This is a genomic window from Flavobacterium sp. MFBS3-15, assembly GCF_026107645.2.
Lineage (GTDB): Bacteria > Bacteroidota > Bacteroidia > Flavobacteriales > Flavobacteriaceae > Flavobacterium.
Genome location: NZ_JAPCHV010000018.1, coordinates 74,551 through 99,191 on the forward strand (window position 1 = coordinate 74,551; position 24,641 = coordinate 99,191).

19 protein-coding genes, 1 tRNA gene and 1 pseudogene are annotated in these 24,641 nt (G+C 45.7%); 15 read left to right on the top strand and 6 right to left on the bottom strand.

Annotated features, from left to right (window positions below):
* Positions 1–29 precede the first annotated feature (29 nt).
* The 5 genes from OGH69_RS15265 to OGH69_RS15285 all read left to right on the top strand — a co-directional run bounded on the left by OGH69_RS15265 (position 30) and on the right by OGH69_RS15285 (position 7,701).
* On the top strand, positions 30–1,148 hold the full coding sequence (locus OGH69_RS15265; RefSeq protein WP_265175354.1) for an alpha/beta hydrolase: 1,119 nt from the start codon (positions 30–32) through the stop codon (positions 1,146–1,148).
* Positions 1,149–2,510, top strand: coding sequence for a DNA repair protein RadA (gene radA, locus OGH69_RS15270; protein ID WP_265175355.1), 1,362 nt, complete (start codon positions 1,149–1,151; stop codon positions 2,508–2,510).
* Positions 2,511–2,525: 15 nt separating this feature from the next.
* Positions 2,526–4,517 (top strand): transglycosylase domain-containing protein, encoded by a 1,992-nt coding sequence (locus OGH69_RS15275; protein WP_265175356.1) that lies wholly within the window; start codon positions 2,526–2,528, stop codon positions 4,515–4,517.
* Between the two features lie 104 nt (positions 4,518–4,621).
* The gene (locus OGH69_RS15280; protein WP_265175357.1) at positions 4,622–6,250 is read left to right on the top strand and encodes a DUF4139 domain-containing protein; all 1,629 of its coding nucleotides are present in this window, start codon (positions 4,622–4,624) and stop codon (positions 6,248–6,250) included.
* 74 nt (positions 6,251–6,324) lie between these two features.
* Positions 6,325–7,701: a PQQ-dependent sugar dehydrogenase gene (locus tag OGH69_RS15285; RefSeq protein ID WP_265175358.1), complete on the top strand. Its 1,377-nt coding sequence runs from the start codon at positions 6,325–6,327 to the stop codon at positions 7,699–7,701.
* 100 nt (positions 7,702–7,801) lie between these two features.
* On the opposite strand, the gene OGH69_RS15290 is transcribed toward OGH69_RS15285, so the two are convergent.
* Positions 7,802–9,622 (bottom strand): lysophospholipid acyltransferase family protein, encoded by a 1,821-nt coding sequence (locus OGH69_RS15290; protein WP_265175359.1) that lies wholly within the window; start codon positions 9,620–9,622, stop codon positions 7,802–7,804.
* Between the two features lie 177 nt (positions 9,623–9,799).
* Between OGH69_RS15290 and OGH69_RS15295 the strand changes: the two genes are divergently transcribed.
* Positions 9,800–10,561, top strand: coding sequence for an exodeoxyribonuclease III (locus OGH69_RS15295; RefSeq protein ID WP_265175360.1), 762 nt, complete (start codon positions 9,800–9,802; stop codon positions 10,559–10,561).
* A 57-nt stretch (positions 10,562–10,618) separates the two neighbouring features.
* Positions 10,619–11,578 (top strand): OmpA family protein, encoded by a 960-nt coding sequence (locus tag OGH69_RS15300; protein ID WP_265175382.1) that lies wholly within the window; start codon positions 10,619–10,621, stop codon positions 11,576–11,578.
* A 74-nt stretch (positions 11,579–11,652) separates the two neighbouring features.
* Here OGH69_RS15300 and OGH69_RS15305 read toward each other — a convergent pair whose 3' ends face one another.
* The 5 genes from OGH69_RS15305 to OGH69_RS15325 all read right to left on the bottom strand — a co-directional run bounded on the left by OGH69_RS15305 (position 11,653) and on the right by OGH69_RS15325 (position 17,374).
* Entirely contained in the window at positions 11,653–12,864 is a 1,212-nt protein-coding gene (locus OGH69_RS15305) for an MFS transporter (RefSeq protein WP_265175361.1), read from the bottom strand.
* A gap of 140 nt (positions 12,865–13,004) precedes the next feature.
* On the bottom strand, positions 13,005–14,003 hold the full coding sequence (locus tag OGH69_RS15310; protein ID WP_265175362.1) for an alpha/beta fold hydrolase: 999 nt from the start codon (positions 14,001–14,003) through the stop codon (positions 13,005–13,007).
* A 60-nt stretch (positions 14,004–14,063) separates the two neighbouring features.
* Entirely contained in the window at positions 14,064–15,014 is a 951-nt protein-coding gene (locus OGH69_RS15315) for an aldo/keto reductase (RefSeq protein WP_265175363.1), read from the bottom strand.
* A gap of 176 nt (positions 15,015–15,190) precedes the next feature.
* On the bottom strand, positions 15,191–16,231 hold the full coding sequence (locus OGH69_RS15320; RefSeq protein WP_265175364.1) for a Gfo/Idh/MocA family oxidoreductase: 1,041 nt from the start codon (positions 16,229–16,231) through the stop codon (positions 15,191–15,193).
* A gap of 66 nt (positions 16,232–16,297) precedes the next feature.
* Complete coding sequence (locus tag OGH69_RS15325; protein ID WP_265175365.1) at positions 16,298–17,374, bottom strand: NADH:flavin oxidoreductase/NADH oxidase; 1,077 nt, start codon at positions 17,372–17,374, stop codon at positions 16,298–16,300.
* A 209-nt stretch (positions 17,375–17,583) separates the two neighbouring features.
* Here OGH69_RS15325 and rseP point away from each other — a divergent pair, with 209 nt between their 5' ends.
* The 8 genes and pseudogenes from rseP to OGH69_RS15365 all read left to right on the top strand — a co-directional run bounded on the left by rseP (position 17,584) and on the right by OGH69_RS15365 (position 24,621).
* Entirely contained in the window at positions 17,584–18,909 is a 1,326-nt protein-coding gene (gene rseP / locus OGH69_RS15330; protein ID WP_265175366.1) for an RIP metalloprotease RseP, read from the top strand.
* 138 nt (positions 18,910–19,047) lie between these two features.
* Positions 19,048–19,121: transfer RNA gene (locus OGH69_RS15335), tRNA-Asn, on the top strand.
* A gap of 98 nt (positions 19,122–19,219) precedes the next feature.
* Positions 19,220–20,089: a hypothetical protein gene (locus tag OGH69_RS15340; RefSeq protein WP_265175367.1), complete on the top strand. Its 870-nt coding sequence runs from the start codon at positions 19,220–19,222 to the stop codon at positions 20,087–20,089.
* A 129-nt stretch (positions 20,090–20,218) separates the two neighbouring features.
* Complete coding sequence (locus OGH69_RS15345) at positions 20,219–20,512, top strand: helix-turn-helix transcriptional regulator (protein ID WP_265175368.1); 294 nt, start codon at positions 20,219–20,221, stop codon at positions 20,510–20,512.
* A gap of 4 nt (positions 20,513–20,516) precedes the next feature.
* The gene (locus OGH69_RS15350) at positions 20,517–21,404 is read left to right on the top strand and encodes a hypothetical protein (protein WP_265175369.1); all 888 of its coding nucleotides are present in this window, start codon (positions 20,517–20,519) and stop codon (positions 21,402–21,404) included.
* A 64-nt stretch (positions 21,405–21,468) separates the two neighbouring features.
* Complete coding sequence (locus OGH69_RS15355) at positions 21,469–22,731, top strand: site-specific integrase (protein ID WP_265175370.1); 1,263 nt, start codon at positions 21,469–21,471, stop codon at positions 22,729–22,731.
* A 21-nt stretch (positions 22,732–22,752) separates the two neighbouring features.
* Positions 22,753–23,610, top strand: a complete 858-nt coding sequence (locus OGH69_RS15360; RefSeq protein ID WP_265175371.1) for an ATP-binding protein — start codon at positions 22,753–22,755, stop codon at positions 23,608–23,610.
* Positions 23,582–24,621 (top strand): annotated as a pseudogene (locus OGH69_RS15365) (DUF3871 family protein). Before OGH69_RS15360 ends, OGH69_RS15365 begins: the two are co-directional and overlap by 29 nt.
* Positions 24,622–24,641 lie beyond the last annotated feature (20 nt).

Below are 24,641 nucleotides of genomic sequence, written 5' to 3' on the forward strand. Positions count from 1 at the left end.
ATGCTATGAAAAACACCATATTAACTTTTATGATGGCTGTATTTCTGCCTGTTTCGGCACAATACAAGATCGAAGAAGTTCCCTCAAAAAAACTCAACTCGAGCCGCGAAATTACCATCCTTACGCCGCCATCCTACGATACTGACAAGAACAGGAAGTATCCTTTGCTTTTCCTTATGGACGGCGACTACCTCCTGGATCCTTTTTCGGGCATTGTTGCGTATACACAGTACTGGAACGACCTGCCCGAAGTCATCATTGTAGCGCTCACCCAGTATAATGCCGAACAGCGCGAATTTGATACGCAGACAGCCGAACAAAACGGACTGCCCTTTGAACAAAGCGAAAGGTTCTTTGAGTTCCTGGCCTATGAGCTGGTGCCGTCACTGGAAAAAAAATACCGCATTGCCCCCTTCAAGATCATCGCCGGGCATAACTTGACAGCGACCTTCATGAACTTTTTCCTATATAAGGAAAAACCGGTATTCAATGCCTATATCAGCATGAGCCCCGAACTGGCCACGGACATGGAGATACACCTGCCGGAACAGCTGGCAAAGCTGCAAACCCCCGTATATTATTACCTGGCTACCGCCGACGGCGACCTGGCAAGCCAGCGCAAGGCCATACAAACACTGGACACCAATATTAAGGCGGTAACCAACCCCAACCTGAAATATTTTTTCGATGACTTTAAGGGCGCTTCCCATTATTCGCTTGTGGCGCATGCCATACCCGCATCATTGTATGATATTTTTTCCTGTTACCAGCCCATATCATCGTCGGAATATCTTGAAAAAATAGTTACGCTCCCTTCAGGCTACGTAAAATACCTTACCGACAAATATGATATCATTGAAAAAGACCTGGGCCTGAAAATCCCTATAAGGCTTAACGATTTTAAGGCCATTGAAGCCGCCATACTGAAAAACGGCGTGTATGATGAACTTCGCGACCTTTCAGACGTGGCCTCAAAACAATACCCGAAAACAACCCTGAGTGACTACTACTCCGGGCTATTTTATGAAAAGACAGGCGACAGTAAAAAAGCCATAAAAGCCTACATGCGCAGCTATAACCTTGAACCCATTGGCGAATACACCACGGATTTCATGCTGGAGCAGGCCGAAAAACTCAAAGAAAGATAAATGTCCAAACTCAAGACTACCTTTTTCTGCCAGAATTGCGGTACGCAGTATTCCAAATGGCAGGGGCAATGCAATGCCTGCAAGCAATGGAATACCATAGTTGAAGAAGTAATACAAAAAGAAGAAAAACAGGCCTGGAAGCCATCGTCAGGCGAAACCAAAAGGGCGCCAAAGCCCCTCAAAATAACAGAGATCGACTCTGCGGCAGAATTGCGCCTGGATACCGGCGACGGTGAGCTGAACCGCGTGCTGGGCGGAGGGCTTGTGCCGGGATCGCTAACCCTGCTGGGCGGCGAGCCGGGCATAGGCAAGAGTACACTGCTGCTGCAAATCTCATTGAAGCTGCCCTACCGCACGCTGTACGTATCGGGTGAGGAAAGCCAGAAGCAGATAAAGATGCGTGCCGAAAGGATTACGCCCGCTGCCGATAACTGCTATGTGCTTACCGAAACCAAAACGCAAAACATCTTTAAGCAGATAGAGGTTTTGGAACCGGAGGTGCTGATCATCGACTCAATACAGACACTGCACACCGACTTCATAGAATCGACCGCGGGGAGCATTTCGCAGATACGCGAAACCACTGCCGAGCTGATAAAATTTGCCAAGGAGACCAATGTGCCCGTTATCCTTATAGGCCACATTACCAAAGACGGCAGCATAGCCGGGCCCAAGATACTGGAACACATGGTAGACACCGTGCTGCAGTTTGAAGGCGACCGCAACCACGTGTACCGCATACTGCGTTCGCTCAAGAACCGTTTTGGCTCTACCGCCGAACTGGGCATTTATGAAATGCTGGGCAGCGGCCTCAGGGAGGTAACCAATCCGTCGGAAATACTCATTTCGCACAAGGATGAAGAAATGAGCGGCACCGCCATAGCCACCACCATGGAAGGCATGCGCCCGCTGATGGTAGAGATACAGGCGCTGGTAAGCTCGGCAGTATATGGCACACCGCAGCGCAGCACTACAGGCTACAATGCCAAACGGCTCAATATGGTGCTGGCTGTACTCGAAAAAAGGGCGGGTTTCAGGCTGGGTGCCAAAGACGTATTCCTCAACATCACAGGCGGCATCAATGTGGATGACCCGGCGATAGACCTTGCCGTAGTAGCCGCGATACTGTCTTCTAATGAGGATATTCCGGTGAGCAAAGGCTACTGCTTTGCGGGCGAAATAGGGCTTTCCGGCGAAATACGGCCCGTAAACCGCGTAGACCAGCGCATACTGGAAGCGGAAAAGTTAGGATTTTCCACTATTTTTGTATCTAAGTACAATAAGATCTCATTAAAAAACACCCTGATCGAAATAAAACTGGTAGCCAAGATTGAAGATGTAGCGGGCTATCTTTTCGGTTAGGAAATCACAACCCTGATGCGTAAAAGAAGAATAAAAAAAATAGCCTTCTTACTTTTAAAAATAGTTGCGGTACTGCTCATCATTGGCACCATCTGCTTTTTTGCTTTCCGGAACATGCTGCTTGAAAAAGCCATAGCCAAAGTTGCCGGCAAGATGGAGCGCGAATACAACAGCCGCTTTACCGTGGGCGAAGCAGCCTTTAAGGGCTTTTCGGGCATTGAGATGAAAGAGATCGCCCTGGTGCCCAACAATGCCGACACCCTGCTGCATGTACAGGAAATAAAAACATCGGTAAATTACCTGAAGCTGCTTACAGGCGATGTGCAGCTGGGCACGCTGAAAATGCAGAACGGCTACATACAGCTGGTACGGAACAAAAAAGGCAAAAACTTTGATGCCTTCCTGAAAAGGAAAAAAGACAAACAGGAAGATGACGGCCCGAAAGAAACCAACTATGCCGAACGGGCCTACAACATACTGAACACTGCCCTGAACCTGGTACCTACCGACATGAGGCTGGACAACCTTACCCTGCGCCTGGACGACATGGGCCGTAAGGTAAGCCTCAACCTGCAACAGATGCGCCTTGCCGACGAACAGCTCGAATCGACCATCGGCGTAAAGGCAGACAGCATAAGCCAGACCTGGAAAGTGAAAGGCATGGCCGACCCGAGGGGCAAGCAGGCCGATTTGAAATTCTTCAATTCCGATTCTTCCCGCATCAGGGTCCCTTACATTTACGAAAGGTTCGGCCTGAAATCAGGTTTTGATTCCATCCACCTGAATGTGGAGAACATCGACATGGATGGTGGTGAGCTCCATGTGGACGGATTTGCCTCCATAGGCAACTTTATGGTAAACAATCCGCGGATAGCCAGAAAAGACGTGGTTATCGACAAGGCCCGCTTTGATTACCATTTTCTTTTCGGCCCCGATTTCATGGCTGTAGACAGTACCTCGACCGTACAGTTGAACCATATAAAATTCAATCCCTATGCCCGCTACAGCGTGGCGGAAGACACTATATACGAACTGAAGGTAAAGCTGCCGAAAACCACGGCGCAGGACTTTATCAACTCGCTGCCCACAGGTCTGTTTACCAATTTTGAAGGCATGGAGGCCGAAGGGACCTTTAGCTACGACCTGGAATTCAAATACAACAAGAACAAGCCCGGCGCACTCATATTTGACAGCAACCTGAAAAAGGATGGGCTTAAGATCACCAAATACGGCGCCGCCGACCTGGCCAAGCTCAACACGCCTTTTACCTACCGTGCGATAGACAACGGCAGGGCCCAGCGCCCGATAGTCGTGGGGCCTTCCAACCCGTTCTTTACACCGCTGGAGGAAGTTTCGCCTTATGTGATAAATGCGGTATTAACCAGCGAAGACCCATCCTACTACAGGCACAAGGGCTTTATTACAGAAGCTTTCCGCCAGTCCATCATCAAGAACCTCAAAACCCGCGAGTTTACCCGGGGTGCCAGCACCATAAGCATGCAACTGGTGAAAAACGTGTTCCTTACGCGCGAAAAGACCCTTTCGCGCAAGCTGGAAGAGATACTGCTGGTTTACATATTGGAAAACAACGCCATAGCCGGCAAATCGCGCATGCTGGAAGTTTACTTTAATGTTATTGAGTGGGGGCCGGACGTGTATGGCATTGGCGAGGCAGCCAATTATTACTTCAACAAGCACCCATCGCAGCTATCGCTCGACGAATCGGTATTCCTGGCGAGCATCGTGCCGAGGCCCAAGGCCTTCATGTGGCAGTTTGACGGTGCCGGCCAGCTGAAACCGTATGCCGTAAAGCACAATAAGTTCATAAAGGACCTGATGCTGCGCCGGGGCCTCCTGGTTCCCGAAGACACCATCGCCCAACATGGCGATGTACAGGTAACAGGAAGGGGGAGGTCGCGATTGAGGATTACCGAACTGCCTGAATTTGTTGGTGATTCAATGGAACTGGATGAGTTTTTCTTCAATTTGTCGAAATCGGCTTTTTAATTTTAAGTCCCTTTTGAACATAATGTAATCCGTGTCAAAAATTAACACACCCCGTCCCAACCTTCACCGCCAAAAACTGCTCCTACCAATAAATACTTCATTTTATGAAAAAGATACTTTTATTGTGCCTGCTCACCTGCGGCATGGCATTTGCCCAAAAGCCGGTATTCACTACGGCAAAGGCCGTTGCAGCCACGGTGTACTTTAACGGTGCCGAGCTATCGCAGACGGCAACCGTAAACCTGCCTGCCGGGAGCAGCGAGATTGTGGTTAAGAATGTAGCCGATTACCTCAACGAAAATACCGTGCGCATAGGAGCGCCATCCGGACTCACGGTGCTCTCGGTACAATTTACCCGCGACTATATTTCGGAATACGAGCCGGATGAGACTTCGCCTGCCATGAAAAGGGTACGCGACAGCATTACGCTTGTGCAGAAAGACCTTGAGCGCACCACTACCGCCAAGGCCCAGGAAATGAAAGTCATTGAGCTGCTCGACAAGAACACCCAGGTGGGCGGGCAGCAGTCGGGCCTTAGCGTTGCCGAGCTGATGAAACTGGCCGACTACTACAAAGCCAAGCGCACCGAAACGGCCACGGCCATCAACGCATTGGTCGAAAAAGAAAAGAAACTGAACGAGCTGTTGGCAAAACTCAACCGCCGCCTTGAAACCAACACGCAGGCAAAAGAAAACATTTCCAACGGAAAGCTGGTATTGCAGGTAATGAACGAGGTGGCCGGCAACGTGCCGCTTACCATAGACTACCTGGCGCAAAACGCCGGATGGACCGTTTTTTATGACCTTAGGGCTGATAATATTTCGCAGCCGATCAACCTGGTATATAAAGCGCAGGTGGTACAGCAAACGGGCCTCGACTGGAAGAAAGTAAAGCTCACCCTTTCCAGCGGGATGCCGAACCAGAATAACGTGGCACCGGGGCTAAACCCATGGTTTTTACAGACTTTACAGATGAGGGAAAGAGCTAATTCGGGATATATAAACACCTTACAAGGACAAGTCCCTGGAATAGCTATAACCACTGGATATGGTGAACCTAATGGTGATGTTGTAATGAAAGAGAAAGCCGAATACAGAAGTGTTGGAGCAAATGCTAATGAAAACCAGCTCAACGTCTCCTTCGACATTGCCATTCCTTACGACATTCTTTCAAACGGCAAAAGGCATAGCGTAACCCTAAACGAAATCAAGCTCCCTGCATCCTATAAACACCTTACCGTACCTAAAGTGGACAAGGAAGCCTACCTGCTTGCCGAGATAACCGACTATTCCAAATACAACCTGCTGAAGGGTGAGGCCAACATCATATTTGAAGGGATGTATGCCGGGAAGACGTATATCGACCCGTTGCAGACTACCGATACCCTGAGCCTGAGCATGGGCAGGGACAAAAAGATCTCTGTGGAAAGGGTGAAGGTGATCGAGAAGTCGGGCAGCAAGTTCCTTTCATCCAAAAAAGAGCAGACGTTTACCTACGATATCATTGTGCGCAATAACAAAAAAGAGGCCGCCAACATTACCGTAAAAGACCAGTACCCTATAAGCACGCTGGAAAACCTTGAGGTGGAACTGCTGGAAAGCAGCGGCGCCGAAGTCGCCAAAGAAACCGGCATGCTGCAATGGCAGATGAAGCTGAAACCGGGCGAGACTAAAAAGGTACGCCTGAGCTACCGCGTGCGGCACCCGAAGAACATTGCTGTAGGAAATCTCTAATGTTTTGTTAAGCAGTAAGTTGTATTGTGTTATAATCCGTAACTTTATGGAAGATAACACAATACAACTTAGCTATGAAATTAAATCTACTTTTTGCCGCACTGGCACTCTCCGGATCCCTGGCGGCGCAGGATATCGACCTTGAACTATACCGTACGGGTTTTGAAGCCCCAACCGACATTGCCTTTGACCCCGATGGACGGATGTATATCGTGGAGCAGGGCGGCTACATACGGCTCATGGCCGACAACGATGGCGACGACGACCCGGACCTGAATACATTCCTTAACATCTCGGGGCTGGTGGATACCGAATCGAATGAGGGAGGGCTGTTGGGCCTGGCATTTCACCCCGACTATGAAACCAACGGATATTTTTACCTTAACTATACCAATACTTCAGGCAATACGGTGATTGCCCGCTACAGCGTTAGCAGCAGCGAGAACCAGGCCGACGCAGGCAGCGCCTCAATAGTGCTCACCGTAGACCAGCCTTATGCCAACCACAACGGCGGCTGCCTCAAATTTGGCCCGGACGGCTACCTGTACATCGGCATGGGTGATGGCGGCAGTGGTGGCGACCCTCAAAACAGGGCGCAAAATATTAACACGCTGCTGGGCAAAATGCTGCGCATAGACGTAGATAATGGTATGCCTTATTCCAGCCCCGCAGGAAACCCTTATCTGGGTGTGGCGGGAGCAGATGAAATATGGGCAATAGGGCTGCGCAACCCATGGAAGTTTTCCTTTAACAGGATAAATGGAGAATTATGGATAGCCGACGTAGGACAGGAAGTACGCGAGGAAATCAACTCTGCGGCGCAGGGAGCAGCCGGGCTCAATTATGGTTGGAGGTGCTATGAAGGCCTTGCTGAGTATGATATGTCCGAGTGCAGTGGCATAACCGGCTTTACCCAACCTGTTGCCCAGTATACGCATAACGGTACGGGAGGCTGTTCCATAACCGGCGGATATGTGTATACCGGTTCAGAATTTCCGTTGCTTTTGGGCAAATATGTGTTTGCCGACTTCTGCAATAACCGTATAGGCGTGCTGGACAGCAGCAACACCATTACCTGGAGCACCACATTTGGCGGCAATAATTTCACAACTTTTGGCGAAAGCCCCGATGGCGACCTGTATGTTGCGGGAAGGACCAGCGGCACGGTATATAAGATCATTGATGCATCAGCAGCGGGCAGGGAAAGTTTTGCAGGAGGGTCATTTGCTGTTTACCCTAACCCGGCAGCCGACCTGGTTTTTGTGGAGCTTAATGACATTGACAACCCGGTAGCGATGAGCATTCTGGACATAAGGGGAAAAGTAGTACTTGAACAGGACCTGGCACCGGGCGAATCGCGCATTGACACTGCGTCTTTAGGTACAGGCATGTACCTTATGAGGTTGGAATCGTCGGGCATGGTAAAACACCATAAGCTGGTAGTGAAATAAGTTAGCCCAGCCTTAACATCCTGCCAAAAACGAAGCAATCTTTCCATGTCACTATAATGGAAAGATTGCTTCGTTTTTTTTAAATAACCGAACAGGACTATTACAGGTGCTCCTCGCCTTTCTCGGCAAGCTTGCGCTCCAGCTCCTTTTGGAATTCCTCCATTACAGGGCGAACGGTGCTTTCGGGAAGATCGGCAATGCGTATGTACATTAACCCGTCTACTGAGTTATTGAACAGCGGGTCCACATTAAAGGCGATAACCCTTGCGTTCTGCTTGATGTACTTTTTAATGAGCACCGGCAGGCGCAGGTTGCCCGGCTCCACTTCCTCGATGAACTTGTCGAACTTGTTAAGGTCGGCTTCCGCTTCCTCAAAAACAAAATCCTTATCAGCATCCTTCAGCTTTACCTTGTATTCCTTTTTAGGGTGTACGTATTGTGCTATGTATGGGTCGTAGTAATGCGATTTCATAAACTCAATCATGAGCGACTTGGAGAAGTCTGAGAACTGGTTGCTAATGCTTACCCCGCCGATAAGGAACTTGTGCTCCGGATAACGCAGGGTGGTGTGCACAACGCCCTTCCATAGCAGGAACAGCGGCATTGGCTTTTGCTGGTAGGATTTTATGATAAAGGCCCGCCCCATTTCGATAGACTTGCTCATCATGTCATACAGTTCCGGCTCAAAGCGGAACAGGTCGTGCATGTAGAACCCGTCAATGCCATATTTTTTATAGATATCACACCCAAGCCCCATGCGGTAGGCACCCGCAATGCATTGGGCCTGCTCATCCCACAGGAACATGTGGTGGTAATATTTGTCGTAGCGGTCCAGGTCCAGCGACTCATTGGTACCCTCACCCACTTCACGGAAAGTGATTTCTCGAAGGCGGCCCAGCTCATGCAGGATGTTGGGTATCTTGTCTGCCGAAACAAAAAACACCTCATAGTTCTTGCTTTGCAGCAGGCGGTAGTCACCCTTACGCAGGAAAGCAATCTCGTTTAATATCTTGTCGAGGTTTGCAGGCCCGGCTATCTCCTTCGGGCTCCTTTGTATCTTGAGGTTCAGGTTGGATGTATCGATAAGTTTACTGTCTTTCTTTTCAAACGGGTTGGCCAGCATGTAGGTCTTCCTGCGCAGGAATTCCGAATAGGCTTCCAGCCCTTCATGCTCATTTTGTTCTGCTACAGAAATTGGCTTGCCTATGCGTACTTTGATCACACGGTCCTTTTGCGTAAGCAGCTCCGACGGCAGCTTGGCTGTACGCAGCGTATCGCTCAGTTGCGACAGGAAGTAAAATAGTTTGCTGTTTTTGGCATGGAAATAAATGGGCACTACGGGTACGTTGGCTTTTTTGATCAGCTTTAGGGCACCTTCCTCCCAGGGTTTGTCAACTACCAGCTTTCCATCCTTATAAGTAGACACCTCGCCCGCCGGGAAAATGCCCAGTGGCTTACCGTCGCTCAGGTGGCGCAGCGCATCCTTAATGCCTGATACGCTCGATTTGGCATCCTTGTGGTTTTCAAAAGGGTTCACCGGCATCACGTACGGTTTTAGCGGCTCGATGCGGTGCAGCAGGAAATTGGCAATGATCTTGAAGTTGGGTTCTTTCTCGACCATCAGCTTCAGCAGCAAAATGCCGTCTATCCCTCCAAGCGGATGGTTGGATATCGTAATATAGGCCCCGCTTTTTGGCAATCGCTTGAGGTCTTCTTCCGGTATTTCAAATTTTATCTGAAACTCGTCAAGAATGGCGTTCAGGAACTCAAGATCGCTAAGATGCTTGTTCCTGTCATATATCTTATTCATGGTCGAGATTTTCAGGACCTTCATCAGTAACCAGCCTGAGAAAGTGCCTAAAAACCCGTATTTGTCAGTCTTTATTGCTTTTGCAACTTCTTTGGCTGTAACTAGGCTCATTCTGCATTGGTGTTTCGCACGAAAAACAAAGATAGTAAATCTGATGAAACGTTATGGTTGGATTAATTTTTAATTTAACCTCAATAAATATGCCGTTCATAAGTTCATTAAATGAATCTTTAAGAAAAGTTTCACACTTTATTTTTTTAATTATTTTTGAAAATCAAACACAATTTAATGAAAATCATTTCCTACAACGTAAATGGCATCCGGGCAGCCTTCAACAAAGGCTTCATCGAATGGCTGCAACAGGCAAACCCCGACATCATTTGCCTGCAGGAAACCAAAGCAACTGTTGACCAGGTGGCGGTACACGAAATCGAGGCAGCAGGCTACCCCTACCATTACTGGTTCTCTGCACAAAAAAAAGGCTACAGCGGCGTGGCAATACTATCCAAACACAAGCCTAATAACGTGGTATATGGCACGGGAATTGAGCACATGGATTTTGAAGGCCGCAACATCAGGCTGGATTTTGAAGAATTTTCGGTGATGAGCCTGTACCTGCCATCGGGAACGAATGTGGAAAGGCATGAGTACAAATTCCGATACATGGACGAGTTTCACCAGTATATCACAGACCTGCGCAACGAGATACCCAACCTCATCATCTGCGGCGATTATAATATCTGCCACGAGAAGATTGACATACACGACCCGGTGCGCAACGCAAAGGTTTCGGGATTCCTGCCCAACGAAAGAGCCTGGCTGGGAGGCTTTATGGAAAGCGGTTTCATAGACAGCTTCCGCCATTTCAATAAGGAACCCCATAACTACACCTGGTGGAGCAACTTTGGCAATGCACGCGCCAACAACAAAGGGTGGCGCATTGACTATGCCCTGGTGAGCGAGCCATTGCGCGAAAGGCTCACCCGTGCCCTAATATTGCCTGAGGCGAGGCACAGCGACCACTGCCCCATACTGGTAGAATTTGAATAACGATCAATACAATAAAGCCGGTGGAGGGCCGGATAACCACTAAAACAAATACAAATGATACTAAGAAGAATTTCCGTAGGGTTGCTGCTTGTAGCACTGACAACTTCCTGCGTTTCCAAGAAAGTGTATACCGACCTGGAGAACAAGTATGCCGACCTGAAGAAGGAAAACCGCGAGATGGCCGACCAAAACACCAAGCTTGAAAAAGAACGCAACGAGCTGGACCTGAAATCGAAAGACCTGCAGGCACAGCTGGACAAGATGAAGGCTGACCGTGATAAGCTGGCTGCCGACTATGCCGCATCGCAATCAAGCCTGAATACCCTGAAATCGTCTTATGCCGCACTGGAAAAAAACAGTGGCGACGCGCTGGACAGCAACATGAAAAAGAACCGTGAACTACTCGCACAGCTTGAGGCAAAGGAAAAAGCGCTGGCCGCCGAACAGGAAAGGCTAAACAAGCTGAAAACCGAACTGCAGGAGCGCTCGCAGCGCGTGAATGAGCTGGAAAGCATGATGGCGGCACAGGAAGCGGGGCTTAAAAAGCTTAAAGAAACGCTTTCAAGGGCACTGAACAGCTTTGAAGGCAAAGGCCTGACCGTGGAGATGAAGAATGGAAAGGTATATGTTTCGATGGAAAATAAATTGCTGTTCGGTTCCGGAAGCTGGGTAGTAGGCGCCGAAGGTAAAAAAGCAGTTGTCGAGGTAGCCAAAGTACTTGCGGCCAACCCTGAAATATCGGTACTCATTGAGGGCCATACCGACAATGTTCCGTACCAGGGAAGCGGCCAGATTACCGATAACTGGGACCTTTCTACCAAGCGTGCCACGGCCATCGTGAACATCATCCGTGAGAACAAGGGCGTGAACCCGCAAAACCTGACTGCTGCCGGAAGGGGCGAATTTGCCCCGATAGCAGGCAATGATACTGCTGAAGGCAAATCGAAAAACCGCAGGATCGAGATCATCCTGACGCCAAAATTAGATGAAATATCAAAAATGCTGAACGAGATTTAATCATCAGCATTCATAGATAAGCAAAGGCCGGAGTGATTTCCGGCCTTTTTTATGTTATTACAGAAAAGCACTAATTACTCAATCCCCTTCACCCACGAAGCCAAAAGCGCTATGCCGATTCCGAACACGCCTATAATAGCAAAAGAGGTACGAAGGCTTGTGGCTTCGGCTACATGGCCTATTATGGGCGGGCCAAGCATGAAACCCAAAAAGCTTACACTGGACACGGTTTGCAATGCAATGCTGGGGGCAATGTTCGGGCGGTTGCCCGCAACGCTGAAGATAATGGGTATAATGGTAGAGACACCCAACCCCACTAACATAAACGAAAGGGTGGCCGGCACCAGGTAAGGGAATGCGACCGCGCTGTACAGCCCTACCGACACCATGCAGCCTGCAACCTGCAATATTCTTTTGCGTCCGTATTTTGCAATGATGATGTCGCCCGAAAAGCGGCCTATTGCCATAAAGGCCATGAATGAGGCATACCCGAGTCCGCTAAGGGCTCCTTCGGCATGAACGACCTTACGGAAATACACCCCGCTCCAGTCGAACATGATGCCCTCGCTGAGCATACAGCAGAATGACATGATGCCCAGCCAAAGCAGGACGGTATCTGGCTTGGAGAAGCGCCTGCGTTTTTCTTTGGGCTTATCCGGCCTTTTGGCTTTTACAAGATACCTGTAGTTGAAAAAAACTACTGCCCATATGGCTACCGCCACAACAATAAAATGCAGGTACGGCCCGGCGTGCAGGCTTTTCATCCCGATGCCGATAAGCGCACCTGTAAAACCGGCCAGGCTCCATGCGCCGTGAAACGATGACATCACTGCCCTGCGGAACAGCCCTTCGGTATAAATTCCCTGGGTATTGACAGAAATATTGGTAAGGTTACTGAAGATCCCGAAAAAGAAAAGCGCCACCATAAGCTGCCATTGCTCCTGTGCAAAACCCAACCCTATGAGCCCGCAGACGTAAAAACAAAGGCCTATGACAACCGTACGGTGGCTGCCGTATTTCAAAGCCAGCCCACCTGAAAAAGGCATCATGCAAAGCTGTCCTGTGGGGATGGCAAACAATATTGTCCCCAAATCGCCCTCGGAGAGGCGCAGGTAGGCCTGAATGTCGGGGATGCGGCTTACCCATGTGGCAAAGTTGAGCCCCATGGCAAAATAGAACAGTGTTACGGCCCACCTGACGCGTTTCAGGTAGGATGCCTTCATATCCTTATAAGCCTTCTTTAATCGTTTGGAAGGTTCATCGGCAACAATCAGCTCTTGTTCCATTGGAATGCTTTTACCGAATAAAAGTAAAGAATTAACTAAAACAGGGTGTATACTATTTTGTCAAAATTGTATTCAGGCAGCAGAACCTCCTTATGGGAACTTCACCGGAATGCCTTATCCGCCATGGAAATTTCCAAACTTTACTTCTTCAAAAATCCCTTTAGCGGGGTTATAAACCTGTCATAGGCCTCAATGTGTGGCAGGTGGCCCACATTGTCAAGTTCAACAAGGGTGGCATCTTTTATCTTTTTTTGGGTTTCGCGCCCCAGGACCGGATAGTTGCCCAGCTTTTCCTGCGCTTCCTCAGGAGCCTTATTTTTGCCCAATGCGGTACGGTCGCGCTGACCTATGATGAGCAGCACCGGCATCTTTAAATTCTCAAATTCGTACACTACCGGCTGGGTGAATATCATATCATAGGCCAATGCCGAGGTTTTGGCTATCACAGCATACTCCTTATTTATGGTCCACCCCGCTACAGGCAGCAGCCATTTGTCATATTCAGGCTTCCACTTGTTATCGTAATAAAATTGCATCTGGTAGTCCTTCATCTTTTTGTAATCCTGCTTCAGCTCACCGGCATACCAGTCGTCTACGCTTTGATACGGGACAATGGTTTTCCAGTCTTCCAGCCCGATGGGGTTTTCGAGGATGAGCTTTTCGGTTATATCAGGGTACATCAAAGCAAAGCGGGTAGCGAGCATCCCACCCATAGAATGTCCAAGGACATACACTTTCGCAACCTTTAGATTATCCAAAAGGGCTTTGGTATTTTGTGCCAGCAGCTGAAAGGTAAACTGGATAGTAGTGGGCTTAGAAGACTTCCCGAAACCGATCTGGTCGGGCATGATGACGCGGTATCCGTCTTTCGCCAGGTCGTTGGCCGTCTGCTCCCAATACATAGCCGGAAAATTCTTGCCATGGAGGAGGAGCACCGTTTTACCGTTAGGTTTTTGCGGCTGCAGATCCATATAAGCCATTACGAGATCTTCCCCCTGTATCCTGAGCGGGAACTCTTTTACGGGAAATGGGTAAGCGATGTTTTCCATCTGCAAACCGGTAGGCTGGAGTGGTTTTTCCTGGGCAGTGGCAAAGGTTACAAAAGCGAACAGGATGATCAGGTATTTCATAGTACGCATGGTTATAATGGAAAATCTTGAGTTTGGCTAAACGATAAACAAATCAACGCAACAACCCTTTTACCAGGCGCTTTCCTGCGTCAGCAGCTCAATTTCATGGGCAGTGATGGGCAGGTCAGGCGCTTTCATAATGCTCTCGAGCTGCTCAATCGTTGTGGCGCTTACTATGGGTGCGGTAACCGACGGCCTGTGGATGAGCCACGCCAGGGCTGCTGTGGCCGGCGTGGTGTTTAGCGTTTTCGCTACTTCATCGAGGGCCGCCAATATTTTGAAGCCGCGGTCGTCGAGGTATTTTTCAACGCCGCCACCGCGCGGGCTTTTGCCAAGGTCGTCTTTAGAGCGATATTTCCCGGTAAGGAAGCCACTGGCGAGGGAATAATAATTCAGCACACCGAGGTTATTGCCCAGGCACACCGGTTCGGGTCCGTCCTCAAAAGCAGCCCTTTCGTACAGGTTGTAATGCGGCTGGAACGTTTCATATAACGGCAATCCATGCTGTTGGGCAGTTTGCAGTGCCTCTTTAAGCCTGTCCGCAGTAAGGTTAGAGGCGCCAATGTGGCGCACTTTGCCGGATTTAATCAAATCAGCGTAGGCATCGAGCGTTTCCTCAAATGGGGTTGTGGGGTCGTCCCAATGGGACTGGTACAGGTCGATATAGTCTGTCTGCAATCTCTTCAGGGAAGCATCCACGGCCTTCATGATGTATTTTTTTGACAGATCAACCTTGCCCTGCCCCATGTCGCTTCCCACTTTGGTAGCGATGATCACGTCCTTGCGGTTGCCGCGCTTCTTCATCCAGTTGCCAAGTATGGCTTCCGATTCGCCTCCTTGGTTGCCGGGCTTCCATCGCGAATACACATCGGCAGTATCTATAAAATTGAATCCCCTGCCGGTAAAGGCATCGAGCAGCTCAAAAGATTTTTTCTCATCTATCGTCCAGCCGAATACATTGCCCCCAAAGGTGATGGGATATACATGCAGGCCGGTGTTGCCTAATTGTCTTTTTTCCATGATTACTTCCTGAAGTGTTATTTAAGATTTAGCCACATAGGCACATAGTTTTTATTTCCTATAATCAAGGCCTTATTTAGCATCACAGAGTGAAGCGTCGCTTCAACTATGTGGAATTATATTTTCGCCACAAATGGCCAAGACTATGAACCCTATGTATCTATGTGGTAAAATGGTTATTCTTTCAACTCTATTACTTTTCGCTCTTTGCTGCTTTGCTGCGCTGCATTGATTATCTTCATGACCCTGATGCCGTCATCGGCGGTAACGGGTTCTTTTGTATTTTCCGTGATGGATTTATGTAGTCCGTCAAACAGGCTGTAATAATTGCCCTGTTGTGTCGGGATATTTTTGCGCAAAACTTCACCATTCTTCTCACAGTGGAGCAACCCGCACTTGTCTTCGGGTTCTGTACCCCAGTCGGCCAGGTTGGGCTTGTGCCCGGTTTTCAAAACATCTTCCTGAATGTCGCCACGCTGCTTCAGGAACGAGCCTTTACGTCCGTGCAGCGCATAGGCCGGTACACCTTCGCGTACAAAGAAGCCCGCATGCAGCTTAACCCTTTTATCGGGGTAATACAGAAGTATGCTAAAATCATCATCCACAATTGAGTTTTCCCGCAACTGCCGTATGTCGGCAAAAACTGCATCGGGGAAACCAAATAGATAAACCGCCTGGTCAATAAGGTGCGGACCAAGGTCGAGCAGTACGCCCGCACCCGGATTGGCACTTTCCTTCCATGCTTTTGGGCTGAGGACAGGGTTATAACGGTCGAAGCGGAATTCGGCCTCCACAATGTCGCCCAACAGATTTTCGTCGAGCACCTGCTTTACGGTTTTCAGGTCGCTGTCCCAACGGCGGTTCTGGAATACGGCCAGCTTCAGGCCTTTTTCTTTCGCTAAGGCACTCAACTCTTCGGCTTCTGCCACGGTGGTGGTGAACGCTTTTTCTACCAGGGCGTGCTTTCCTGCTTCCAGTACTTTTTTGGCATATTCAAAATGGGTATCCACAGGCGTGTTGACAATGACCAGTTCAACATCATCGGCCAGTAGCTCCTCCAGCGAGGCATAGCTTTTCACGTTGGGGTAATCCTGTTGTATGAGTTTTTTGCTGCGTTCCCACGAGCCGGTAAGCTCAAACCCGGGATGCATTTCGAGGAACGGGGCATGGAATACCTTGCCCGACATTCCGTAAGAGAGTAGTGCTGTTTTTATCATAGGCCTCAACCCTAACCCCTCTCCAAAGGAGAGGGGAATAGGACGTTTTCAAATTAATATTTATCGTTAGTCTTCCAGTTGTGCACGTTCGTACTGCTTTGGCCAAATGACATCGGCATGGAGCTCGTGGGCAAAGGTAAGGGCAATATTGGGATCACGCAGGGCTTCGCGGGCAAAGAATACCAGGTCGGCTTTCCCTTCCTTAATAATGTCTTCGGCCTGTTGCGCGTCGGTGATCAGGCCAACGGCACCGGTGCAAATTTGAGCTTCCCTTTTTACCCTTTCGGCTATTGGAACCTGGTAGTTGGGGCCAACAGGTATTTTTTGGTACGACACCGCCCCACCTGACGAACAGTCTATGATATCCACGCCTTTATCCTTCAATAACTTTGCGAGCGCTACAGTTTCATCTTCATTCCAGCCGCCGTCAGCCCAATCGGTCCCGGACACTCTTACAAATAAAGGCAGGTCGTTCGGCCATTCCGTATTTACGGCATCCACAACTTCCAAAAGCAGGCGGGTCCGGTTTTCAAAACTACCACCATATTCATCGGTACGTTTGTTGATCAGCGGTGAGAGGAACTGGTGCAGCAGGTAGCCGTGCGCACCGTGTATCTCGAGCACTTTGTAACCCGCTTCGAGGGCGCGTTTGGTGGCGGCTTTAAAATCGGCAATAACTTTACGGATGGCCTCTGCATCCATTTCGACAGGCGGCAGCGCTTCATTCTCATGATACGGTATTGGGCTTGGTGCCACCGTACGCCAGCCATTCTCGTCCAGGGTCAGTTTGCGGTTACCCTGCCATGGCGCGGTGATGCTCGCCTTTCTCCCCGCATGCGCCAGTTGTATTCCGGGAAATGCATTTTGCGAAAGGATGAAAGCTGTTATCTGTTTGTATTTTTCAACATGCCCGTCGCTCCAAATACCGAGGTCTTGTGGGGATATCCGTCCCTCCGGCGACACGGCAGTTGCTTCCTGAATAATAAGCCCCGCACCCCCGATGGCCCTCGCCCCCAGGTGTACCAGGTGCCAGTCGTTAGCAAACCCATCCTCCGCTGAATATTGGCACATGGGCGAAATGACAATGCGGTTCTTGAGTATAATACTTTTTATCTGGAGCAGTGAAAAGAGTGATGGAGCCATGGTGTACTTTTTTTTAATGCAGTCGATACCAATCCGAAAGCAATTCTTACGGATTTTGGATCTGCCACGTAAATTTACCCCGTAAAATCGAAACCAAAAAACCATGGCGGCGATTATTAACAAACATTTAAACGCATACGGAAATTAAATCGATGTAAGTAATCAGAAAACACTATTTTTGTGCGTTTACAGATAACTAAAATAAAAGAATGGATATAGTTGTAAAGGTTGGCCAAATGCTGCTCATGCTGTCGATTTTGGTCATACTGCATGAATTTGGGCACTACATAACCGCGAAATGGTTTAAGGTAAGGGTAGAAAAGTTTTACCTTTTCATGGATGCGGGCTTTTCGCTGGTAAAAAAGAAAATAGGTGAAACGGAATGGGGCATCGGGTGGCTGCCACTGGGCGGATACGTGAAGCTTTCGGGCATGATCGACGAGAGCATGGACACCGAACAGATGAAAAGCGAGCCACAGCCGTGGGAATTCCGCGCCAAGCCGGCCTGGCAAAGGCTTATCATCATGCTGGGAGGCATCATTGTGAATGTATTGCTGGCATGGCTGATTTTTACCATAGTATACAGCACCTATGGCAAAACATATGCTTCAACGGAAAAGATACAAAATGTCGGACTCGTGTTTGGAGAAACCGGGCAGAAAGTTGGTTTTCGCGATGGCGACAAGATTGTAAGTGTCGACGGCAAGTACCAGGAACGCTTTGACAGGCTTGTTTTAGACATTCTGTTGGGTGATACGATAAAAGTTCAGCGCGAGGGCAAAGTGGAGACCCTTGTGCTTACCGATGAAGACAAGAAGGAGATACTTGACAAAGAAGGCCGCGATTTCATTCACTATAAGGTAAACAGTACCATAATAGATTCTGTAAATCTTAACTCAAATGCCGAAAAAGCAGGGCTCAGGAAAGGTGACATTATTGTTGGCGTAAATAATGAGAAGCTGCGTTACATGAGGCAGGCAGCCGAACTGGCGTACAAAAACAAGAATGGCAAAGTCACTCTAAATATCCTACGTGATAATCAGCCTGTAAAACTTATGGTGAATGTCGACGAAAACGGTACGATGGGTTATACGCAGAGGTTAAGGGACAGTATCAGCCTGACAACAACAGAGCATTACAACTTCTTTTCGGCCATGCCGAAAGCGGTGGAAGAATCTTATGCCCTGGTAGTATATAACATCAAGCAGTTTAAACTGATCCTGCGCCCTTCTACAGGAGCCTACAAGCACGTAAAAAGCGTAGTGGGCATTGCCTCGGCACTGCCGTCAGAATGGGACTGGGAATTCTTCTGGAAGTTTACAGCGCTGTTCTCGATAGGGCTTGCCTTTATGAACCTGCTGCCAATACCCGGGCTGGACGGTGGGCATGCATTGTTTACCATCGCCGAAATGATTACCGGACGCAGGCTGGGTGATAAGGCAGCCGGAACGGTGCAAACCGTGGGTATGATTATCCTGCTAAGCCTCATGGTATTAACCTTCGGTAAGGATATATATCAGCTTATCTTTAAGTAAACGCTAAAAAATTCTTTTAAATTTTTCGCCAATTTATTTGCGAAAACTAAAAATCGTTATATATTTGCACCGCAATAAAGGCAACGCTTTTACGGCAAACGTTCAGAAATATCGGTATAACCAGAACAATATACAGTTTCCTCCTTAGCTCAGCTGGTTAGAGCATCTGACTGTTAATCAGAGGGTCCTTGGTTCGAGCCCAAGAGGGGGAGCTACTGAAGAAGAAGCCTTTACAGCAATGTAAGGGCTTTTTTGTTTTATGTGGGTAAAACAGAGGTAAAACAAATCATGATTTTCTTTAATTTTGATTATGAAACTTTACCAAGACAGTACCAAATATAAACCTCTACAATTTTTTGAAACCTTCCTAACAAAGGAATGTTTGCATAAATATGAATCCTCTTTCTATGATTATTCTATAAATCCTTCACAAGTATCATCTAAGATTGGAGGGTATATTGAATACAGCGTAAGTGAATATATAGAAGGAGATAATCCTTTACGGAAAGTGTATTTTAAAGACCAGCTCAACACCTTACTTACCAATAACGTTATATTAACCTGTAAGCTACTTGAAGAAAGGGAAAGTGAAATACAATATCAGAATAGTAAGGCTGATTTATTTATAAATAAACAACTTAATGTCTTAGTAAAAATAAAGAAAGAGGTTAATTCTATTCCAAATCATAAAATTATTATATTAAAGCATCTTAAGACAATAGGGCTATGTCTCAACAAATTACTTGTTAACACCAATTTCCCTATCAAAAGACCTGCTAAACAATTATCAACATCCTCCTATTTTGGCACAAAGGTTAGTGGGAAAGTTTTGGGAAGTCTGTATTATGCTTCAGTAACTTTAAACATAATTGATTCGGATATAGTAACAAAGGATGAGTTTTTAGATGTATTTATTTCTCCAAACCCGAAAGAAGAAAATAGAAAAATCATATTCAACAGGGATAATAGAAGCATCATGTTTTATTTAAATGCTATTGAGCCTTTATTCAGTAACCTATCTGCTTCACGTATAAGTGCCAGTCAAGCATTTTACAATAAGTCTATGAAACTACTTAATCAAAATGATATTAATAAAGCAAATCATTATCTAAGGCATAATAATATAGGTAAATATTCTGAAATAACAGAAGCAGTAAAACCCTTCCTCTCCAAAATTTAATAACCTTACACTTTATATTACACTACATCTTACACCCGCATTACACTTTAAAATAAAAGCCTTTTTTATATCTTAATCTTGCACCTCTAATCGAATAGTTGGTGCACCCCTATTCATAAATATAAAACGATGAATAGTATTGAGAAAAAGCTTTTAGATATTGAAGCTTTAGTAAAAAAGCAGTACGTGTTAAGCAAGAACTTCCTAACCTTAGAGGAAGCAGCAGGGTATCTCAACTTATCTAAGTCTGCCTTATATAAGCTGACGAGTAGTAAAGAAATACCTTATTACGTACCAGGAGGTAAGATTATATACTTCCGAAGAGCAGAGCTTGACAGTTGGTTACTTTCTAATAGGGTTTCCTCCACTGAAGAACTAAACAGCGAAGTGAATGATTATATAAACCGTATCCTTAAAGCCTAATGTTATGATAGATTTCATTAGACTTGTCTACGATGATAAAGAGGATATTGAGGAATATATTCTTCTCAAAGAAAACTTCGATAAGGTTTATACAATATTTGAATACCATAGTGGAGAAATCTTATATCCATATAAGGCTTCGTGTGAAAACATGGAAGTTGGTATTAATAACAAGGTGGTATTTATAAAGAACTCAATTCATAAACTCTATAATGTATTGGAAAATAATGGAGAGCAGAATCATAATGATTTAACATATTCTAAGCTATCTGGAACTATAAACTATCTACGTAGTAAATTCATAGGATTGGATGATGCTAAGTTAACGGTTCTTGAATTTGGTTTAAACATAAGTACTCCTATCCCTGCTGAGGACATAATTAGAGGAAACATCATCAGGCATGGAGGAGAAGAATACAGCCATAGATTGAAATTTAAAGGGAAAGGTGAGTATATGCAGTTTGACCATACTGACTATTATATAAAAGTGTATGACAAGGCTAAACAATACGGGCTTATAGACAATATCCTCAGGTTTGAAATCAAATTTATAAGGAAAAGAGAGTTTAACAAACTTGATGTGTATAATATAACTGACCTTCTAAATAAAGATATATTACGGAGGTTATTTGACTACTTACTAAAGAGGTTTGACAATATGGTTATCATTGATGACTTTTCGTATATAAGTTGTGAAGTCGACAAAGCTGCCCTTAATACCTATACAAGTAGACGCTACTGGACTGACCTATCAAAGCAATATAGTAGGCAAACCAAAAGTATACATAAGAAGAAATTTAGTGAACTATTAGCCAAGTATGACCTACTAAAGACAAGGAATAACCTTCGGCAGAGTCTCATTGATAAATTCCATTTTTTGATTAGTAATTAACATGGTTGACATAATCCATATATTGTATTACAGGATTATGTCAACCTTATAAAACACATTTATTATGAGTGCAAGTATAAGAATAAAACTCAAAGAAAAACCAACTAAGGAAGGGCTATATCCTATTGTTCTAAGCATTATAAAAGACCGCAAAGCAAAAGTTATAGCACTGGGAATTAAATGCCTTAAAAAGGATTGGGATGAAGGTAGTAGTAAATTAAAAAAAAGTGATAATAATTATGTTCAGCGTAATAGGATTTTACTACAAAGACAGGAGGAAGCCTTAAAGATAATAGATGAGTTTGAGTTAGAGAAGCTGGACTTTACCCTTACCCAATTCGAGAGCAGATTTCGAGGAGCTAAGGACGTGAACATTTCAATGAAACAGTTTTGGGAAGAAAAGATAAATGACCTAAACTTAGCAGGCAGAACCGGCAACGCAAGGGCATATAAAGACACGATGACCTCTTTTTATAAGTTTGCTAAGAATGAGAAGCTAATGTTCAGAGAGGTCAATGTAGAGATGCTTGACAAGTATGAAACCTATCTAAGAAGCACAGGTAGTAAAGATGGTGGGATAGGTGTAAGAATGAGAGAGCTTAGGGCATTATTTAACGATGGTATTAAAAAAGGCATTGTTGATGAAAAATATTATCCCTTCAAAGCATATAAGGTATCTAAGCTTAAAGGAAAAGGGTTAAAACGTGCTCTAACACATAAAGAGATAAAGCTAATTGAGGAACTTGACGAGGAACAGCACCCAGAGTTAATACAGTCAAAGAAGCTGTTTATGTTCTCCTTCTACACAAGGGGAATGAACTTCTATGATATGATGAAGTTGACCTGGGATAACATACAAGGAAATTACATAGTGTATAGTCGCTCCAAAACTAAGGTTGGCTTTAGAATAGAGATTCTGCCCCCTGTGATGAAGATACTTGATGAATACAGAGATAGAAAAAGTACAACTAACTATGTCTTCCCGATACTCCTGCATCGAGACCTAACACCTGTTCAAATTGAGAACAGGAAGGCTAAGAAGCTTAAACAGTTCAATAGTGACCTTAAGAAAATTGCCGAAATACAAGGCATTTATAGTACCGTTACAAGTTATGTTGCAAGACACAGTTATGCAACTATTCTGAGGTATTTAGGAGTCAGTACAGAAGCTATTAGCCAATCAATGGGACATAGTAATGTAGGTATTACAACTGCTTATCTTAAGGAATTTGAGCAAGATGATATAGATATTATCAACAGGAAACTCATAGAAGAATCTATTCCGATTTACAAAACTGATATTAACCAATGGCCTACCTCAGCGTAGGCCTTTTTATTTATTATAACTATGAATTTAAGACAATCTCAAAGAAATAAGGCTAAAATCAAAATGGCCTTGCAGGGGCCAAGTGGCTCAGGCAAAAGTTTAAGTGCCTTACTTTTGGCACAAGGTTTAACAGGCAACTTATCAAAGGTTGCTGTCATTGATACTGAAAATGGCAGTGCAGACCTTTATGCGCATTTGGGTAAATACAATGTGCTGCCTTTAGAGCCACCCTATTCTCCTGAAAGGTATATTGAAGCTATGGATGTTTGTATCAACGCAGGAATGGAAGTTATCATTATGGATAGCATCAGTCACTGTTGGGACTACCTCATAGATTATCATGCATCACTGCCAGGAAACTCCTTTACCAACTGGGCTAAAATTACTCCAAGGCAGAAAGCATTTGTTGATAAGATACTTCAGGGGCAAGCTCATTTCATTTGTACCCTGAGGGTTAAGCAGGACTATGTACTTAGTGAGCGTAATGGCAAGATGGTGCCTGAAAAGGTAGGCCTTAAGGCTATACAAAGGGATGAACTCAGTTACGAGTTTACTTTAGTGTTCGATATAGACATAAAGCACTTCGCTACAGCATCTAAGGACAGGACAAACCTGTTTGAGGGTAAGCCACAGTTTATTATCAACTCACACACTGGCAGGAAAATACTTGAATGGTGCAATAGTACTATGACTAAAGAGCAGCTTAAGATATTGGTTACTGAATGCAATACTATGGAAGAGCTGACAGACTTATTCAACAAGAACTTTGACGTAGCTAAAACCATTGAGGCAGACTTCGTAAATAAGAAAAACCTATTACAACAACTAACTAATCTAAATCATAAATCAAATGGAAACGGCACTCACACCAATCAATAGTAATGAAACACAAATACTCCTAAGCCCAAAGCATGAGGAGAGACATGATGATATTGCTTTTGGGATTAGGAGTAATTACGTTCCTAAACAGACCATACATAAAAGTCCGTTTATTGTGGCTAACACACATGAGGTTAGCCTTACTCATTTAAAAGAGGACTGTATAATTCCTGTGTTTACTAAAGACAATGAAATTACATTGTCACATCAGGAATTTATTGAAGTTACCCAAAAGTGCATTAGTAAGTTCTTTCCTGATGGCTCTTTTGAGCAACCTGAAGTAAGGGTAAGTCATCAAATTAAGGGAAGGACATCTGATGCATTGCATATTGCCGCAAAAGACCTTCAGGAGCATCAGAGAACAACGTATTATGAGAGGATGGCTTTTATAATACGCATACCTGCAATCACAGAAACTGTCAACGGGAATGACTTAAGCCTTACTGTAGGTGGTGTAAGAGCGTATAATCATGATAACCTCTATAGCAAAAAGACGCATGAGAGGTTTAAGTTCTTCATTGGGTTTCAGAATATGGTTTGCTGTAACTTATGTATAAGTACAGATGGCTTTCAGGATGAAATAAGAGCAATGAGCACACTTGACCTTGAAGAGAAGATTACACAGGGCATTGAGACATACAATCTCAGTCAACATATCCAAGCTATGAAGGACTTAACTGAGCATGAGCTTACAGAGAAACAATTTGCGCAACTCATAGGGAAAAGCAGACTATATAATTTTTTGCCAAAAAAGGAGAAAGTGAAATTACCACAGTTGCTTCTGAATGATGGGCATATAAATACGGTTGCAAAAGATTATTACCTTGATGAGAGTTTTTGCCGGAATGAAACATAAGTCTATGGAATATGTATAACCTCTTTACAGGAGCTAATAAAGGCTCTTATGTAGATACATTTCTGCAAAGGGGAGTTAATGTCTTTGGTTTTGCTGAAGGCATTTCTAAAGCACTAAGTAGTAGTGATACCAACTACTCTTGGTTTTTGAGTTGAAAATGGCACCCACAAATGGG

What these genes read in the sequence shown, in the direction of transcription:
- OGH69_RS15360 (WP_265175371.1), top strand. Translation starts at nt 22,753, where the DNA reads ATGAATTTAAGACAATCTCAAAGAAATAAGGCTAAAATCAAAATGGCC.
- rseP (WP_265175366.1), top strand. Translation starts at nt 17,584, where the DNA reads ATGGATATAGTTGTAAAGGTTGGCCAAATGCTGCTCATGCTGTCGATT.
- OGH69_RS15315 (WP_265175363.1), bottom strand. Translation starts at nt 15,014, where the DNA reads ATGGAAAAAAGACAATTAGGCAACACCGGCCTGCATGTATATCCCATC.
- radA (WP_265175355.1), top strand. Translation starts at nt 1,149, where the DNA reads ATGTCCAAACTCAAGACTACCTTTTTCTGCCAGAATTGCGGTACGCAG.
- OGH69_RS15325 (WP_265175365.1), bottom strand. Translation starts at nt 17,374, where the DNA reads ATGGCTCCATCACTCTTTTCACTGCTCCAGATAAAAAGTATTATACTC.
- OGH69_RS15355 (WP_265175370.1), top strand. Translation starts at nt 21,469, where the DNA reads ATGAGTGCAAGTATAAGAATAAAACTCAAAGAAAAACCAACTAAGGAA.
- OGH69_RS15320 (WP_265175364.1), bottom strand. Translation starts at nt 16,231, where the DNA reads ATGATAAAAACAGCACTACTCTCTTACGGAATGTCGGGCAAGGTATTC.
- OGH69_RS15340 (WP_265175367.1), top strand. Translation starts at nt 19,220, where the DNA reads ATGAAACTTTACCAAGACAGTACCAAATATAAACCTCTACAATTTTTT.
- OGH69_RS15265 (WP_265175354.1), top strand. Translation starts at nt 30, where the DNA reads ATGATGGCTGTATTTCTGCCTGTTTCGGCACAATACAAGATCGAAGAA.
- OGH69_RS15280 (WP_265175357.1), top strand. Translation starts at nt 4,622, where the DNA reads ATGAAAAAGATACTTTTATTGTGCCTGCTCACCTGCGGCATGGCATTT.
- OGH69_RS15295 (WP_265175360.1), top strand. Translation starts at nt 9,800, where the DNA reads ATGAAAATCATTTCCTACAACGTAAATGGCATCCGGGCAGCCTTCAAC.
- OGH69_RS15275 (WP_265175356.1), top strand. Translation starts at nt 2,526, where the DNA reads ATGCGTAAAAGAAGAATAAAAAAAATAGCCTTCTTACTTTTAAAAATA.
- OGH69_RS15345 (WP_265175368.1), top strand. Translation starts at nt 20,219, where the DNA reads ATGAATAGTATTGAGAAAAAGCTTTTAGATATTGAAGCTTTAGTAAAA.
- OGH69_RS15305 (WP_265175361.1), bottom strand. Translation starts at nt 12,864, where the DNA reads ATGGAACAAGAGCTGATTGTTGCCGATGAACCTTCCAAACGATTAAAG.
- OGH69_RS15285 (WP_265175358.1), top strand. Translation starts at nt 6,325, where the DNA reads ATGAAATTAAATCTACTTTTTGCCGCACTGGCACTCTCCGGATCCCTG.
- OGH69_RS15290 (WP_265175359.1), bottom strand. Translation starts at nt 9,622, where the DNA reads ATGAGCCTAGTTACAGCCAAAGAAGTTGCAAAAGCAATAAAGACTGAC.
- OGH69_RS15310 (WP_265175362.1), bottom strand. Translation starts at nt 14,003, where the DNA reads ATGCGTACTATGAAATACCTGATCATCCTGTTCGCTTTTGTAACCTTT.
- OGH69_RS15350 (WP_265175369.1), top strand. Translation starts at nt 20,517, where the DNA reads ATGATAGATTTCATTAGACTTGTCTACGATGATAAAGAGGATATTGAG.